11 protein-coding genes are annotated in these 16,083 nt (G+C 45.5%); 4 read left to right on the top strand and 7 right to left on the bottom strand.

The window, feature by feature from the left end; genetic code table 11:
- Positions 1-53: 53 nt before the first annotated feature.
- Entirely contained in the window at positions 54-1,043 is a 990-nt protein-coding gene (locus MHO32_RS07490; protein WP_017818498.1) for a phosphotransferase, read from the bottom strand.
- Positions 1,043-1,318: a GNAT family N-acetyltransferase gene (locus MHO32_RS07495; RefSeq protein WP_009701951.1), complete on the bottom strand. Its 276-nt coding sequence runs from the start codon at positions 1,316-1,318 to the stop codon at positions 1,043-1,045. Before MHO32_RS07495 ends, MHO32_RS07490 begins: the two co-directional genes overlap by 1 nt.
- A gap of 142 nt (positions 1,319-1,460) precedes the next feature.
- On the opposite strand from MHO32_RS07495, the gene MHO32_RS07500 reads away from it, so the two are divergent.
- Positions 1,461-2,207, top strand: coding sequence for a flagellar brake protein (locus MHO32_RS07500; RefSeq protein WP_017189597.1), 747 nt, complete (start codon positions 1,461-1,463; stop codon positions 2,205-2,207).
- A gap of 63 nt (positions 2,208-2,270) precedes the next feature.
- On the opposite strand, the gene MHO32_RS07505 is transcribed toward MHO32_RS07500, so the two are convergent.
- The 3 genes from MHO32_RS07505 to MHO32_RS07515 all read right to left on the bottom strand — a co-directional run bounded on the left by MHO32_RS07505 (position 2,271) and on the right by MHO32_RS07515 (position 8,323).
- Entirely contained in the window at positions 2,271-3,899 is a 1,629-nt protein-coding gene (locus tag MHO32_RS07505; RefSeq protein WP_005452906.1) for a methyl-accepting chemotaxis protein, read from the bottom strand.
- Positions 3,900-4,106: 207 nt separating this feature from the next.
- Entirely contained in the window at positions 4,107-5,735 is a 1,629-nt protein-coding gene (locus tag MHO32_RS07510) for a methyl-accepting chemotaxis protein (RefSeq protein ID WP_005452908.1), read from the bottom strand.
- Positions 5,736-5,962: 227 nt separating this feature from the next.
- Positions 5,963-8,323, bottom strand: coding sequence for a Lon protease family protein (locus tag MHO32_RS07515; protein WP_239211038.1), 2,361 nt, complete (start codon positions 8,321-8,323; stop codon positions 5,963-5,965).
- A gap of 197 nt (positions 8,324-8,520) precedes the next feature.
- On the opposite strand from MHO32_RS07515, the gene MHO32_RS07520 reads away from it, so the two are divergent.
- Together MHO32_RS07520 and MHO32_RS07525 are read left to right on the top strand one after the other, a co-directional pair.
- Complete coding sequence (locus MHO32_RS07520; RefSeq protein WP_017189599.1) at positions 8,521-9,018, top strand: hypothetical protein; 498 nt, start codon at positions 8,521-8,523, stop codon at positions 9,016-9,018.
- Between the two features lie 101 nt (positions 9,019-9,119).
- Positions 9,120-10,751 (top strand): ABC transporter ATP-binding protein, encoded by a 1,632-nt coding sequence (locus MHO32_RS07525; protein ID WP_005452912.1) that lies wholly within the window; start codon positions 9,120-9,122, stop codon positions 10,749-10,751.
- 281 nt (positions 10,752-11,032) lie between these two features.
- Here MHO32_RS07525 and MHO32_RS07530 read toward each other — a convergent pair whose 3' ends face one another.
- Together MHO32_RS07530 and MHO32_RS07535 are read right to left on the bottom strand one after the other, a co-directional pair.
- Positions 11,033-13,072 (bottom strand): prolyl oligopeptidase family serine peptidase, encoded by a 2,040-nt coding sequence (locus MHO32_RS07530; protein ID WP_239211040.1) that lies wholly within the window; start codon positions 13,070-13,072, stop codon positions 11,033-11,035.
- A 137-nt stretch (positions 13,073-13,209) separates the two neighbouring features.
- Positions 13,210-14,109, bottom strand: a complete 900-nt coding sequence (locus tag MHO32_RS07535; RefSeq protein WP_005452914.1) for a LysR family transcriptional regulator — start codon at positions 14,107-14,109, stop codon at positions 13,210-13,212.
- A 156-nt stretch (positions 14,110-14,265) separates the two neighbouring features.
- Here MHO32_RS07535 and MHO32_RS07540 point away from each other — a divergent pair, with 156 nt between their 5' ends.
- Complete coding sequence (locus MHO32_RS07540) at positions 14,266-15,957, top strand: L-lactate permease (protein ID WP_005452915.1); 1,692 nt, start codon at positions 14,266-14,268, stop codon at positions 15,955-15,957.
- Positions 15,958-16,083: the final 126 nt, after the last annotated feature.

Genomic DNA, 16,083 nt, shown 5'->3' on the forward strand with positions numbered 1-16,083 from the left:
AAGTAACCTAAAGTTGCTTGGGTATAACGCGGCAATTTCCTGGGAGTTTTTATTTACTGGTGAGAACCTAAATCGAGCTCATCGAGTGCGCGTTTGGTGAGTGATTCCGTATAGGGATTAATTTTCCAGTGCTCTGGACTCCATCCTTTCACAAATCGTTGAAAATCAGCCCAAGCAAGTGCGAACAATGGTCGCCATTCTTGCTCGACGACGTTGTTATCAAGGTCGGGCTGGTAGTGATTCAGCGCATTCGTTAACGCAGAAAAATAGTTATCTAACACCCAAGACTCCATCTCAGTACACTGACTCGGCTCGATTGCACTGCTCATAAACAACGCAACATCTTTCATCGCACAGCCATGCCCCACGTACTGGAAGTCTACCGCTGCCGCCGCTGAGCCTTGTTCGTTAAAGCAAAAGTTTGCCAGCTTGGCATCACCATGCACTAAGGTTTGAAACCGAGCCTGACGCAACGTTTGGTCAATGCTCTCCGCGCGTTGCTTGAGCCTATTATCTTGTAACGCAACCAATTCATCCGGTCGCGTTTGCAAATGCCAGTAGGTTCCGGTTTGCCAAAGTTCATCATGGCGACCCCCAATATGGCGCGCATGAAAGTTGGCTAACCACGTCAAGCAAGCTTTTAACTGACCTTTGGTCGCGTCTTTGACGACGTTTGGATAACCCGCCAGAGCCAGATCTTCCATCACAATCAACCACTCTGTTTCATTCTGAAAGCACTTCAATCCTTGTGGAATTCGACAACGTTCATCAACAGGTTGGCTGAAGTGCTGATACCAACTCACTTCAACTTGATAAGAATGCAGTTTACGTTGATGCGAGCGGTCTGTATTCCACCCTCTCGGATGTTGTGACGGTCTTGGTAATTTGACGTGTTTTACGATAACGGAACGGTCTGGAAAAGTCAGTCGAACTAACTCCCCATAACCGCCCCATAAAGATTGAATCACATCGATGTGCTCTAAAGTGCCAAGCGCTAGCTCGTCACCTATGTTCTGATAAAGCGGATTATTCATTGGCTCCATTATGCGAGTAAATGTGCCCATTCAGGGTGCGTTGCCATGTATTTAATCACGTATGGGCAAACGGGTACAATGCGATAACCTTGCGCTTCGATCTCTGGTAAAACAGCTTCCATCATCACTTTGCCATACCCCTTCCCTCTTACTTCTTCAGGAATAAGCGTTGAAATGATATGCATCTCTTGCCCATCGAGCTTATAAACCACTTTCGCTTTGTGGTTTTCCTCCAAATCGACCCAAAAAATTTGGCTTGTTGTGTCTTGTGTCACTTTCTGCATTATCCGTGCCCCACTTTTCACTTGTGCTTTATTGAAACTCGCTATGCGACTGCATAGAATGATATCCACGCAATAGTCTAGTAATTTAGTATTACCATAACATAGCGCGAAACGTCTTCTCACATTAGGTACGACAATAATAATGAGAAATATGATGACGAGTGCAAGGGACAATCGTTCGTCTCAGCCAAGCAAAAATGCACCTGAACGTCAGGCAACAACATTAAACAGCACTGATGCAATGGCAATGGTGGAGCACGGTAGTGAAGTGACATTGAATGTTACGACGCCCGTGGGGACTAAGTTCATCACCACCAGCACCTTTATGGGCTGTCATTCCAACAATACCGCGCTAATTGAGATCCCAAATATCTCCGATGACGATTTAAAGTTTTATTTTCAAGAGGGATTTTGGATTAACGTGAAAGCTTATTCACACCGTGGTGAAGGCGCTGTTATTCCTTTTCGAGCACAACTTCAACATCGCCTTGGAGACCCATATCCACTCTTAGTTTTAGGCTTGCCAAATACCATGCAGGTCTACCAATTGAGAAAAGAAGTGCGATATGAAGTGAACTTACGCTCTCGACTCCAGTTTGAACAATTCCGTGCAGAGTGCGAAATTCGAGATCTATCAAAAAGCGGTTGTCGCTTTGTGACTTCACCGATGAGCCGAACACTTCAAGTTGGTGATCTTGTCACGTTGGATATCGCGATGCCCGGGAATGGGCGTATGCTCGCACCACTCAAAGGGCGAATCTGCAACTTACAGAAATCCACACATTATGCGCGATATGGCATGGAGTTTGATGACTTCGGCAAAGCAAATGCAAAGAACCTATTGAGCCATCTTAAATTTGATGGCACGAAACTGAAGCTGAAGGGATAACCCTCCTCAGCACCCAAAACAAAAAGGCACCGATAGTCGGTGCCTTTTGCTTTTCTGCTCAAATTACAATTTGAAGAAGCTTAATTGCTCTTTTTGCTTTTCCGCCAATTTAGACAGCTCGCTGCTTGCACTTGCACTTTGGCTAATACCAGCAACGTTCTGGTTGACCAGTTCAGACATATTGACCACATTACGGTTGATGTCTTGAGTCACCTGAGATTGTTGTTCTGCCGCCGTTGCAACTTGTGTATTTGAGTCGTTGATGTCTGCAACAGACTCTGTAATTCCCACCAACGCTTGGTTCGCTTGATGAGCCAACTCGTTGTTGCGAGACAACATATCTAAGCTCACTTGCATGCTGTCATTCGCCAAACCCGATTGCGCTTGCAGTTCTTCAATGATGGATTGGATCTCTTGTGTTGATTTCTGAGTGCGAGCAGCCAGCATACGAACCTCATCCGCTACGACCGCAAAACCACGTCCGGATTCACCTGCACGAGCGGCTTCAATCGCAGCATTCAGCGCTAACAAATTCGTTTGTTCTGATACACCGCGAATCACCTCAACCACGTTGCTGATTTGCTCAGACTGAGTTTGAAGACGCTGAACCACCTGAGCTGCGTCATTCAGTGCTTCTGACATCTGTTCACTAGCGTGTGCACTCTCTTTGAAAATGGACAAGCCCGACTTCGCCAAGCCATCAGCTTCACGTGCCGTGGAGTCTGCTGCTGTTGCATTACTGCTTACATTGTCTGCGGTACTTGCCAATTCATTGACTGCCGACGCGACTTGTTCAATCTCGATCAACTCTTGTTGCGCGTTAGCTTCTGCTTGAGTCATCACAGCAGCCAGTTCGGTTGACGCCGAAGCAACCTCTTCACTGATACGCATCAATTGATCTACGGTGCTACGCAATTGTTCTGCGGTTAGGTTTACATCTTGGCTTAGTTTCGCCATTTCGTTTTCACCATCCGCTTCCGCACGCACGTTCAGATTACCCTGGGCAAGCTGACGCATCACACCTTGTAGATTGATGATTGGTGTCACTATCTTGCCAGACAGTAACCATGCACCGATAAGCGTTAGGGCAAACACTGACAGAACCGTGAACGTCGCATTGTCTTGTACACGTAGGTTTTGACGTTCACTTTCTGCCATGCTTTCTGCAGCAACTTCATTAACACGCTTAGACAACGCATTCATTACTGTCACCATGTCGTTACCTGCACGGCGGTATTGAGTGATCATCTCCTCACGCTGATCTGCGCTGAGTAAACCTTGATCGTATTTTGTCACAGCATCAATCACTCGATGAGCTTGCTCGATATATGCGCTTACTTTCTCACGCACATCGTTAGTTTGCGAATGGTAAGCAGGGTTCGCACCAATTTGACTTACCTTATTGTCTATCTCTTTTGCGATGTTGTTGAGCTCATTGATGTAATTTGTGCGACGCTCAGGGATGTACATGGCGTAAATGCCGTTAATTCGAAGGGGATAAACCAAGTTGTCGATTTCTGACAATAGGTCTTTGTACAGAATGACAGACTCGCTATTCTCCGTACTGCGTTTTAACTCTACTTGTAGCTCATTACGTGTGAACCACAGAGCAATAACCACTGCTAACGCCGTTGCCAAAACTGGCAAAAGTACCTGCATTCTGACTGACAGGTTTTTTAATAATTTCTGCATTTCCGAACCAATAAAAAAATAAAAGACGTGGGGGGCACGTCAAGTTTTGTAAAATGGGCGGGAATGTTATAGATATCAGTAACTTTCAGCCAACAAATTATGTTTATCGTATTGATAAGCAAGCTCAATAAAATGCTGGAATTATGGATAAAAAAATCCCCAAGCCTTCGCTTAGGGATTCTCGTAATATCAATTGGCGCGGATTGCTTATAGTTTAAAGAAGCTCAATTGCTCTTTCTGTTTCTCAGCAAGGTGAGAAAGCTCTGTACTTGCGCTCGCGCTTTGGCTGATGCCTGCTACGTTTTGGTTTACCAGTTCAGACATGTTAACCACGTTACGGTTGATGTCTTGAGTTACTTGAGATTGCTCTTCTGCGGCAGTCGCCACTTGCGTGTTTGAATCGTTAATGTTTGCAACAGACTCTGTAATGCCAATCAACGCATCGTTCGCTTGTTGTGTCAGCTCGTTATTACGGTTAAGCATTTCTAGGCTCACCTGCATGCTGTCGTTTGCAAGACCAGACTGCGCTTGAAGCTCTTCAATAATTGATGAGATTTCTTGCGTTGAGTCTTGAGTGCGCGCTGCCAGCATACGAACTTCGTCTGCTACGACAGCAAAACCACGACCAGATTCACCAGCACGTGCAGCTTCGATCGCTGCGTTCAGTGCGAGAAGGTTAGTTTGCTCAGATACGCCACGAATCACTTCAATCACATCGTTGATTTGAACAGACTGCTCTTTTAGGCGCAATACCACTTGCGCTGCATCGTTCAGTGCTTGAGACATCTGCTCGCTTGCTTGAGCGCTCTCTTGGAAGATCGACAAGCCAGACTGTGCTAGACCATCAGCTTCACGCGCAGTCGCATCTGCAGATGTCGCGTTATCACTCACATTGTTTGCTGTGCTTGCTAGCTCGTTAACCGCTGATGCAACTTGCTCGATTTCAGCCAATTCTTGTTGTGCATTCGCTTCAGCTTGCGTCATTACCGCTGCAAGTTCTGTTGAAGCAGACGCCACTTCTTCACTGATGCGCATCAATTGATCAACCGTATCGTGAAGCTGTTTCGCTGTTTGGTTTACGTCTTTGCTTAGCTGAGAAATTTCGTTGTCGCCATCAATGTCTGCACGCACTGACAGGTCACCACCTGCTAGCTTACGCATCACTTCTTGCAGTTTTTGGATTGGCGTAACAATCATGCCAGATAGGAACCAAGCACCCAGCAAAGAGAACGCAAATACCGCAATCACAGAGATCATTGCATTGTTTTGTACGCGAGTATGCTCACGAGCGCTTGCTGCAGTTGCCTCAGTCGCAATCTCATTCACACGTTGTGATAGTGCGTTGATGGTTGCCACCATTTCGTTACCAACACGGCGGTAACCTGAGATGAAGTTTGTGTATTCGCTATCAGAAACCAGACCACGATCATGACGGTTGAAGAACTCTACAGCACGTGTTGAGTAATCAATGTATGCATCGATGCTTTGACGTACTTTTTGCGCTTCTTTACTGAACGTGCCGCGCTCATCAACAAGATCAAGATCGATATCAATCGCTTTCGCGCCTGACTTTAGATCAGCAAGGAATGCATCACGACGAGAAGCATCATAGATCGCGTAAACCGCGCTTATGCGCAATGGGTAAACTTGGTCATCGATTTTCGCTAATGTGTCTTTATAGAACACAAGAGAATCGGAGTTAGAAGCAACCAATTCTTGCTCTGCTTCTAGGTTGTTTTGAGTGATCCACAATGTAATAAACAGAGTGATCGCGGTGAATAAAACTGGAACCAAAACTTGCGTACGTACCGACAAGTTTTTCAGTGATAGCTGCATGAGTAACCTCAGGTATTTGAGTGTTGGCTTCCTTGCGATGGGATTATTCCCAGACGAATAAACAAGGAGGCAAATACTAGAGGTAGATCACACTTTTGTCCAGAACGAAAAGCCATCAATTTCATAACTTTATCGACAATATCCCGTCAAGTGCGACGGGATATTGTCGTTATGACAAGTTATGAAAATTTGTACGCTTTTCTATCAATTTTTATGTTAATAAGCGCCTATTTTCTCAACGCATTGAGCTTAGCTTGTGCCAAACCAAAAATAGTATCGATTGGGTATGTGCCTTCATCTGTTGCTTCGCCCGCCGCTTTGCCAGTGAACAGCTCAACAGCCTCAGTAACATGGTCGATTGCCCAGATATGGAAGTCCCCTTTCTCTACCGCTTTAACAATGTCAGAACGAAGCATCAGGTTATGTACGTTTGAGCGCGGAATAATCACCCCTTGTCCATCGTGACGACCTTTAATTTCGCACACATCGTAGAAACCTTCGATCTTCTCATTTACCCCACCGATAGGCTGTGCTTCACCAAATTGGTTCATCGAACCTGTGATAGCAATGTCCTGACGGTTTGGCTGCTTCGAGAATGCCGATACTACCGCACAGAACTCCGCCATACTCGCACTGTCACCGTCAACACCACCATATGATTGCTCGAAAGTAATCGTGGTTGTCAGTGGAACACGTGCCGTCTTACCAAATACAGACGATAGATAAGCCGACAGAATCATCACACCTTTCGAGTGAATGCTGCCGCCAAGATCAACGCTTCGCTCGATATCAATCACGTCGCCATCGCCATAACAAGTAGTCGCTGTAATTCGGTTAGGTGCACCGAACATGTGATCGCTGGTGCTCAGCACTGACAATGCATTTACCTGCCCTACCGCAGAACCTTCGGTATGGATCAAAGTCGTGCCGTTGACAAAGGTTTCCATCACGCTGTCTTGCAAACGACTCACTCGCATTTCCTGATTACTCAGCGCCTCTTCTACGTGCCCGATACGAATCATATTGGAGTTCGCTTGGCGAGCCACGTAGTTAGACTCACGTAATAGGTTTGCAATGTTGGCAGAGTGCAGTGAAATCTTCGTCTGGTCACCAGACAAACGAGAGCTGTATTCAATGATGCGTGCGATGGCTTTCTTATCGCAATGCAGCATATTATTGTCGTTCACCACGCTTGAAATAAAGCGTGCATATTGTAGTTCCGAGTCCGGTGTACGCTTCATCTCATCTTCGAAATCAGCCGTAACACGGAATAGTTCACCAAATTCTGGATCGTAGTGCTGTAGCAATTGGTAAGTGCGGTAATCACCAAACAAGATGATCTTGATATCCAATGGAATCGGCTCAGGATCGAGCGAAACCGCCCCAGTCAACGTCACCTCTTTCTCTAGCGAAGTGAAGCTCAATTGGCGAGAACGCAATGCGCGCTTCAACCCATCCCACACATAAGGTTGCTCAAGCACCTTTTGTGCATCCATCAGCAGCACACCACCGTTCGCTTTGTGTAAGCTACCAGCTCGAATCAAAGAAAAGTCCGTGAACACGGTACCTTTGAACGTCGCCGTTTCAATTGAGCCAAACAGTGAGTGATAGTTTGGGTTTTCTTCCACCACAATAGGGAAATCACAATCTTTACGACTCACCAACACGTTTACTTTGTAGCGGCGTGGAAGCTTCTTATCTAAAGATGCTGTTGCAATCTCACCTTGCTCTCCGCTCTGCTCCAAGAAGATCTCTGCATTTTCAACAATGTCTTTTTGCAGATCGGTCAGGTACGTTTTGATTTCTGGGTACTCTGCATAATCCAATTTCAATTGCTTAATGAAATGGGTGATCACATCCAGAGTCACGTCATCGTTGAGCTTTTTGATCTTCTCACTGAACGTGTCTTCCCACTCGGTCAACTCGCGAACCATGTTGCGCAGGCTGATTTCCAATTCATCAATGCTGCTGCCGAAATACTCTTGTTCTTTCTTACTTAGCTCATCGAAAGATTCTTCGGTGTGCAGTTCTTCACCGTTCATCGCCACAAATTGGTAATCGCCTTGCGCCGTAATCGTTAGACTAATGCCCTTCTCTTTGGCTTCTTTACTGATACTGTCTAACTCTGATTGCTGCTTATTCGCCAATTGGTTTTTTAGGCGATCGGCACGGCTATAGTACATCTCGTTATCGAAGGCGAGTGGCAATGCGTTAAGCAATTTGCCCATCAGCTTTTCGATATCCACTTTCAGCTTATTACCAATGCCACAAGGCAGCTTAAGCACTTTCGGTATACGCGTATCTTCAAAGTTCGCAACGTAACACCAATCAAACAGTGCCGCAGCATCATGTTGATGACGGTTTAAATAGCGCAGGATCATCGTGCGCTTACCTAGACCATTCTGACCTATGGCGTAGATGTTGTACCCTTTCTCCTTGATTGACATAGCAAACTCAACCGCTTTTTGTGCGCGCTCTTGTCCAACAATTTCGTCAATCGGAGGTAATTCCTTGGTCGACTTACATGGCAAATTCTCTAACTCAGCTACAGAATACAGCTGTTTAGCTTCCAATCTTTGTACTGCCATACTTGCCTCCTTTTCTTATTGTCTTTACCTCAGTGTAGAGATTATTTGTTTAAATTTAAGTGATTTATCTTCCACCCCGGTTCGTTTGCACATTTTACGAGCAGCTGTTCTAAGTTTAAAATGCTAATAAGTCGCACTTGCAATTGATAATTAATTTCATTTAATATCTATCCAAATCGAATTTTGTGGAGACGAAGATGAATATTGAGCAATGCTGGATGCGCTACTTGAAAGCAGAGCAATTGATGGAGCAAGGTCACTGGCCTGAAGCCCATCGTCTGTACGAAGATGTGCTCAACCATTTGCCAAATCACATTCACTCCGCTCTTGAAAATGAACAAACTAAGCCATGCCAGTTCGTATGTTTAGTGAGTGGTTTACGCGATGCCAGCGTGGCGCAATCTGAAATCCTAAACAAACTCGGAATGCAGCAAGAGGCGTTCTCGGCTCTTAATCAATCTTATGCGCTACTCCAGTTTTTACAGCTAGAAACCCACGATTTAATTGGTCGAGTGAGCCAGATGCTCAGCAAACACAGTGAAGATTTGTTGGCTCATATGGCAGCGTTTTGCTCTGCTCAGAGAAATGCAGAGTGGATGATAGAACTCGATCATGTCACTCGTGCTCATGAGCAGTTCTTGTATTTACAAACCATGAGTTCTGCAGAAACCGGAGCGACTCAGCTATATAATTGATCGTTCAAGATGATTGATCATTTGAGCGATAAGGCATAGGAATTTGCCACGGCAAGGCGAGAGCATAAAAGTAATAACAACTCGATACACAAGGAAACGTGATGTCCACACAAACCATTCTTTCGGTGAGTAACCTATCTGTCAGTTTTACGACAAACGATGGTATCGTCGATGCAGTAAAGAAGGTGAGCTTTGATCTCAAAGCTGGTGAAACACTGTCTATCGTAGGCGAATCCGGCTCAGGAAAATCAGTATCAACCAATGCGTTGATGAAACTGCTGCCAGACAATGCCATTTTGCACTCAGATTCTTCTATCTTCTTCGAAGGCGAGTCCATACTGGATAAAACCGAACGTCAGATGCAGAGTATCCGCGGCGATCGTATTGGCATGATCTTCCAAGAGCCGATGACCTCACTCAATCCTTACATGCGCGTTGGTATTCAAGTGGCAGAAGCCATTATGTGTCATCGTCCTGTAAGTAAAAAACAAGCCAAAGCTAAAGTACTTGAACTGTTCGATTTGGTGCATCTACCAAATCCTCAACAAGCTTATGATAAGTACCCGCACGAATTTTCAGGTGGTCAGTTGCAGCGCATCATGATTGCCATGGCATTGATCAACGAACCAGATATCCTGATTGCTGATGAGCCAACCACTGCGCTCGATGTCACCGTCCAAGCAGAAGTGCTTTATCTGATTAAAGAGATTCAAGCTAAAATGGGCATGGCGATCCTATTTATCACTCATGACTTAGGCGTTGTGAAGCACTTTGCAGACCGAGTATTAGTCATGTGTAAAGGTGAAGTCGTCGAAGAGGGCATCACTGAAGCGCTCTTCTCAGACCCGCAACATGATTACACTAAGATGTTGATTAATTCGATTCCAAAAGGCAGCAAAGACCCAATTGAAGAAGATGCGACTGAACTGCTAAAAGCCGATGACATCCGCGTTAAGTTTCTTGTTAAACCTCACTTCATTGCGAGTAAAAATGAATACTTTGAAGCCGTGAAAGGCATCTCCTTAGCGTTAAAACAAGGAGAGACCCTAGGTATCGTTGGCGAGTCTGGCTCCGGCAAATCAACCCTTGGTCGTGCATTGATTGGCTTACTGCCGTCAACGGGTAAAATTCAGTTCAAAGGGCAAGACCTAGCGCTTCTGACGGACAAAGAACGCTTTGCGCTTAAGAAAGACGTGCAAATGGTTTTCCAAGACCCATACGGTTCGCTTTCGCCTCGTATGACCGTTGGCGAAATCATTACTGAAGGACTAACCGTTCATCAACCTCAAATGAACAAAGCGGAACGAATGCAAAAGGCGCGTGATGTGCTGCGTGAAGTGCGTCTAGATCCAGCATCTATTAACCGTTACCCACACGAGTTTTCTGGCGGTCAGCGTCAACGTATTGCGATTGCGCGCGCATTGATTCTTGAGCCTTCTTTCATTTTGCTTGACGAGCCAACCTCAGCTCTCGACCGCTCTGTTCAGTTAACCGTCATTGATTTGCTAAAAGATCTGCAGAAAAAGCACAATATTGGTTACCTCTTTATCAGCCATGACCTTTCTGTCGTTAAAGCACTCTCTGACCGTGTATTGGTCATGCAAAAGGGTGAGGTAATGGAGCAAGGGACTGCGGAAGAGATCTTCCATAACCCGAAAAGTGATTACACTAGAAAGCTGATTGATGCCTCATTTGATCTTGAAAACAATGAAAATCAACATGATGCTGCTTAGATTAATCACAGTTTCATATTCATACACTAGGATTAAAGTATGGTGAGATTTTCGCCATAACTACGAAAATGGTATAGCTGCCATTCGGTTTGGCCGCCGAGACTGGTTGGTTCAAAGTTAGGCTTAGTCACCCTAACTATCAAATTGAGTTCCCCCAACCATGAAAAATGCCGCGAATGATTTCGCGGCATTTTTTATTGTGTTTCAGATGGTATCTCGCACCTGACTGGCTGCTAGCCTCTGACGCCAAGGAAAACAACTTGGCGTCAGGTCGTTAGCCTTTAAATATCGAGTGCCGTAATGCCCATGTTATGTAACGCAAACGCGTAAACATCCGTGGTCAGATCGATTTGTTTACTCAAAGGCATACCCGCACCATGTCCTGCGTTAACATCAATACGAATCAATACTGGATTGTCTCCCTGATGCTTGTCTTGCAACTCTGCGATGAATTTGTATGAGTGTGCAGGTACCACACGGTCATCGTGGTCTGCGGTCGTGACAAGCGTCGCAGGGTACGACTCGCCCTCTTTCACGTTGTGTACGGGTGAATAACCGAGTAGATACTTGAACATAGCCTCAGTTTGCTCTGACGTGCCGTAGTCGTACTTCCAGCCTTCACCAGACGTAAAGGTGTGGTAGCGAAGCATATCCAATACACCAACCGCAGGAATCGCGACTTTAAACAGCTCTGGACGTTGAGTCATACACGCACCAACTAACAAGCCGCCATTTGAGCCCCCACGAATCGCAAGACGCTCTGAACTGGTGTAGTTCTTCTCAATCAAATATTCCGCTGCGGCAATAAAGTCATCAAACACATTTTGCTTTTGTTGTTGAGTACCTGCATTGTGCCAAGCTTTGCCATACTCACCGCCACCACGCATGTTTGCCACCGCGTAGATGCCGCCCAGTTCTAACCAGTTCGCAACATTTCCCGAGAACATCGGCGTCAAACTGATATTAAAACCGCCGTAGCCATAAAGCATGGTTGGTGCGCTACCATCGAGTTTGGTGCCTTTTTTGTAAGAGATGATCATCGGTACTTGCGTGCCATCTTTCGAGGTATAGAACACTTGTTGAGATTCGTATTCTTGACGGTCAAACGGCGCTTTTGATTCTTGGTAAAGCGCTGAACCACCACTTTCTACATCAAAAGAGAAGATGGTTGGAGGGGTCACGTAGTTAGTAAAAGTATAATAAAGCGTCTTGTCTTCTGCTTTGCCTTGTAAGCCATATACGGTGCCTTGATCGGGTAGAGTGACTTCGCGTACCAACTCCCCCTGATAAGTAAACTGCTGAACCTTGGAGAGAACATCAACCATGTAAGTGGCAAACAAATAACCACCACCTTTGCTGATATCCAGTGGTTGTTCCTGCTCGGCTATGATCTCTGTCCATTGTTGAGATTGAGTGTTGTAGCCAACCACCTTGCCGTTTGGCGCATCCAAATTGGTGTAAAAGATCAATGTGTCATCTTGGTTATCGATAAGATAAGTGTCACCTTCGACAGTATCTTGAAGCGTACTCACTGCTTGCTCTTCTGAAGTAAGATCGACATAAAACAGTCTGTTTCCTGATGTCGATTCCGCACCAGTGATAATCAAGAAACGATCATCTTTGGTTGTCACTCCCCCTACATAACGGTGCTTTTGTGACTCCAATGCACCAAAGATCACTTTGTCTTCAGATTGTGATGTGCCTAGCTCATGGTAGTAAAGCTTGTGCTGCTCAGTGCGCGCTGAAAGCTCACTGCCTTTTGGTTTGTCATAACTTGCATAATAAAAGCCTTTGTTGCCAAGCCAAGAAATCGTAGTGAACTTAGCATCTACGATTTCAGGCTCAAGTTGCTCTTTCGTTTCGACGTCAATGACAAAGATCTTACGCCAATCACTACCACCCTCAGAAATTGAATAGGCGACAAGAGTGTCGTCATTAGAGAACTTCACTTCCCCAAGCGATGTCGTTCCTTCCTCTGAAAACGTGTTTGGATCGAGAAAGATTTCCGCTTCTTCATCCCCTTTACGGCGGTATAAAACGCTCTGGTTCTGCAAACCGTCATTTTTATAGAAGTAGGTATAGTCACCATGAACAAAAGGTTGAGAATACTTTTCATAGTTCTGACTGTTCGCCACTAGTTCACGAATTTGCTGGCGGAGAGGAATCTGACCTAAGTAATCGAAGGTGATTGAGTTTTGTCCTGAAACCCACTCTGCGGTTTCTTGGCTCAAATCGTCTTCCAGCCAACGATATGGGTCTGCGATGTCGTGACCAAAATAAGTGTCGACGACAGAATCTTTACGAGTTTTTGGGTAATGCATAACGTCCGTGTTACTCCATTTGAAGTTAAGTGTTTAGTTTTATTATTTTATTGAGATTTATTCTCAATACCTACCTTAGGGTTCAGGTACAGAATTTCAACCAATAGATTGAAACATTTCTTATATTTATGAACCGACTAAAAGTAATGTGAGATAGTGAGATATCGCTCTCGAATGTGTTCTATTAAAAGCTTCACTTTGTTAGGCGGTTGACGAGTAAAAGGGTAAACCGCGTAGATACCTAGCTTTTTACCAACCAATTCTGGGAAGATATCCACCAACTCCCCACTACGAATGTCATGATAAACCAAGCAACGCGGTACGTAGGCAATGCCGTGCCCACCCAAAGCTGCTTTTCGTAATGCGGTAGCGTTATCTGTCGAGAAACATCCAGAGACTCTAACGATGTAATCGCCATCTTTGCCTTTGAACTGCCAATCCGTTGCCCCCGTGGTTTGATAGGCGTATTGCAAGCAGTTGTGTGTCGTTAAATCGATCGGTTCGATCGGTTTACCATGTTTAGCAATGTAAGAAGGAGAAGCACATACTACCCATTGAGAGTCCAGAATATGCCTCGCAATCAGACTGGAATCTTCCAAGTAGCCGGTACGAATTACCAAGTCAAAACCACCAGCAACCAAGTCGACAAAGCGGTTATCAAGCGACATATCCACTGTTAAACCAGGATGCATATTACAAAACTCTGCAACCGCGTCCGCTAGAATCAAATCACCGGAGATAGTCGGCACCGACATTTTAATATGACCACTGACATTCTCACCAAAGCCTGAAACTGCATCCATAGCCTCCTGAGTGGCTTGCTTCACATTTTTAGCACTATGTAACAAAACCTTTCCCGCTTCGGTCAGGGTCAATTTACGCGTTGTTCGATATAATAGCTGAGCGCCAATTTCTTCTTCCAATCGAGCAATTCTTTTACTAACTACCGAATTTGTAAGGTTATTTTCTTCAGCCACCTTACTAAAGCTGCCCATTTCTACTACCTGAGAGAATAGGATTAGGTCGTCTGCACGCATCGATTATGTCACTTTTGGAATAAATTAATTTCATTATTTCCCTATATCTATAAAAAATAAAGGGGTAAATTCACGCCAAATTAACAAAACCATTACAACAAAAATCATCTCTACAGCATAAAGCCGTTCGAGAAGTCAGCGTACGAGGATGTACCAATGAGTGAAACCCTACTTGCCCTTGTGGCGTTTTCGCCAATTGTTGTCGCCGCCATATTATTGGTTGGTCTCAACTGGCCTGCTAAAAAAGCTATGCCTGTTGCGTTCGGTCTAACCGTCGCTATCGCCCTAATGTTTTGGGATATGTCAGCTACTCGCGTACTGGCCTCTGTATTCCAAGGGTTAGGAATTACTGTCTCTGTTCTATGGATCGTGTTCGGTGCCATCTTCTTGCTCAACACTTTAAAACATACCGGAGCGATCACGACTATCCGCAATGGATTTACTGATATTTCGGCAGACCGTCGAGTGCAAGCCATCATCATCGCTTGGTGTTTTGGTTCATTCATTGAGGGTGCATCGGGGTTCGGTACACCTGCAGCTATCGCAGCACCACTATTGGTTGCGATTGGTTTCCCTGCTCTTGCAGCGGTCCTGATGGGCATGATGATCCAATCAACACCAGTATCATTTGGCGCGGTTGGTACACCAATCATCGTGGGTGTGAATAAAGGTCTAGATACACACAACATTGGTGAAGCACTTGTCGCACACGGTTCAACGTGGGATGCCTACCTGCAACAAATCACCGCAAGTGTGGCAATGATTCACGCGACCGTTGGCACGCTAATTCCTGTACTAATGGCAATGATGCTGACTCGCTTCTTCGGTAAAAACAAGAGCTGGAGCGAAGGTCTAGACATTCTGCCATTTGCACTATTTGCTGGTGTTGCTTTCACCGTTCCTTACGCACTTACAGGCGTGTTCTTGGGTGCAGAGTTCCCATCACTAATTGGTGGTCTAGTGGGTCTAGCCATTGTGGTTACCGCGGCGAAGAAAGGCTTCCTTGTTCCAAAAACAAAATGGGATTTCGAAAGCGAAGATAAATGGCCAGCAGAATGGCTCGGCTCTCTAAAGATCAATCTGGATGACAACCCAGGCAAACCAATGAGTCTGACCAAAGCATGGGCTCCATACGTACTACTAGCGATTATCCTCGTAGCAAGCCGTGTGAGCCCTGAGTTCAAAGGTCTACTTAAGAGCGTAAGCCTTTCGTTTGGTAATATTCTTGGCGAGACAGGCATCAGCACAGCGATTCAACCTCTATACCTTCCTGGTGGCATCCTAGTCTTCGTAGCATTGCTTGCGGTTCTTCTACAAGGTGGTGGTGCGAAATCATTGGGTAAAGCGTTTGGCGAATCGAGTAAGACGTTAATTGGTGCAGGTTTTGTTCTTGTGTTCACCATTCCTATGGTTCGCATCTTCATTAACTCAGGTGTCAACGGTGCAGATCTCGCAAGTATGCCAGTAACCACGGCAAACTTCGCAGCAGACCTAGTTGGCTCAGCATTCCCGGCGTTGAGTGCTACCGTTGGTGCCCTTGGTGCATTCATCGCCGGCTCTAACACAGTGTCGAACATGATGTTCAGCCAATTCCAGTTCGAAGTAGCACAGACACTGACCATCTCAAGTGCCATTGTCGTGGCTCTACAAGCGGTAGGCGCAGCTGCGGGTAACATGATTGCTATCCACAACGTGGTTGCTGCATCCGCAACCGTTGGCCTGTTAGGACGCGAAGGTGCAACGCTACGTAAGACGGTAATTCCAACGTTCTACTACCTCGTGGTAACTGGCATCATCGGTCTGATTCTAATTTACGGTTTCCAAATCACCGACGCTTTAATGAATTAATAATAAATGCAGGGCTTCCCCCGCCCTGCTCTTTCTCTGGTACATCGGTCTGCACTACTACCCCGACACTTTTGGTGTGGCTTGCTGCATCAATCCCCCGACCGGTGTACCAGTCTTTTTCAGTGC

This window comes from Vibrio sp. MMH1-50 (assembly GCF_022347645.1).
Lineage (GTDB): Bacteria > Pseudomonadota > Gammaproteobacteria > Enterobacterales > Vibrionaceae > Vibrio > Vibrio harveyi.

Bases quoted from the DNA above. Each gene is read 5' to 3' on its own strand.
- MHO32_RS07495 (WP_009701951.1), bottom strand. From the start codon at position 1,318: ATGCAGAAAGTGACACAAGACACAACAAGCCAAATTTTTTGGGTCGAT.
- MHO32_RS07500 (WP_017189597.1), top strand. From the start codon at position 1,461: ATGAGAAATATGATGACGAGTGCAAGGGACAATCGTTCGTCTCAGCCA.
- MHO32_RS07505 (WP_005452906.1), bottom strand. From the start codon at position 3,899: ATGCAGAAATTATTAAAAAACCTGTCAGTCAGAATGCAGGTACTTTTG.
- MHO32_RS07530 (WP_239211040.1), bottom strand. From the start codon at position 13,072: ATGCATTACCCAAAAACTCGTAAAGATTCTGTCGTCGACACTTATTTT.
- MHO32_RS07520 (WP_017189599.1), top strand. From the start codon at position 8,521: ATGAATATTGAGCAATGCTGGATGCGCTACTTGAAAGCAGAGCAATTG.
- MHO32_RS07525 (WP_005452912.1), top strand. From the start codon at position 9,120: ATGTCCACACAAACCATTCTTTCGGTGAGTAACCTATCTGTCAGTTTT.
- MHO32_RS07490 (WP_017818498.1), bottom strand. From the start codon at position 1,043: ATGGAGCCAATGAATAATCCGCTTTATCAGAACATAGGTGACGAGCTA.
- MHO32_RS07515 (WP_239211038.1), bottom strand. From the start codon at position 8,323: ATGGCAGTACAAAGATTGGAAGCTAAACAGCTGTATTCTGTAGCTGAG.
- MHO32_RS07535 (WP_005452914.1), bottom strand. From the start codon at position 14,109: ATGCGTGCAGACGACCTAATCCTATTCTCTCAGGTAGTAGAAATGGGC.
- MHO32_RS07510 (WP_005452908.1), bottom strand. From the start codon at position 5,735: ATGCAGCTATCACTGAAAAACTTGTCGGTACGTACGCAAGTTTTGGTT.
- MHO32_RS07540 (WP_005452915.1), top strand. From the start codon at position 14,266: ATGAGTGAAACCCTACTTGCCCTTGTGGCGTTTTCGCCAATTGTTGTC.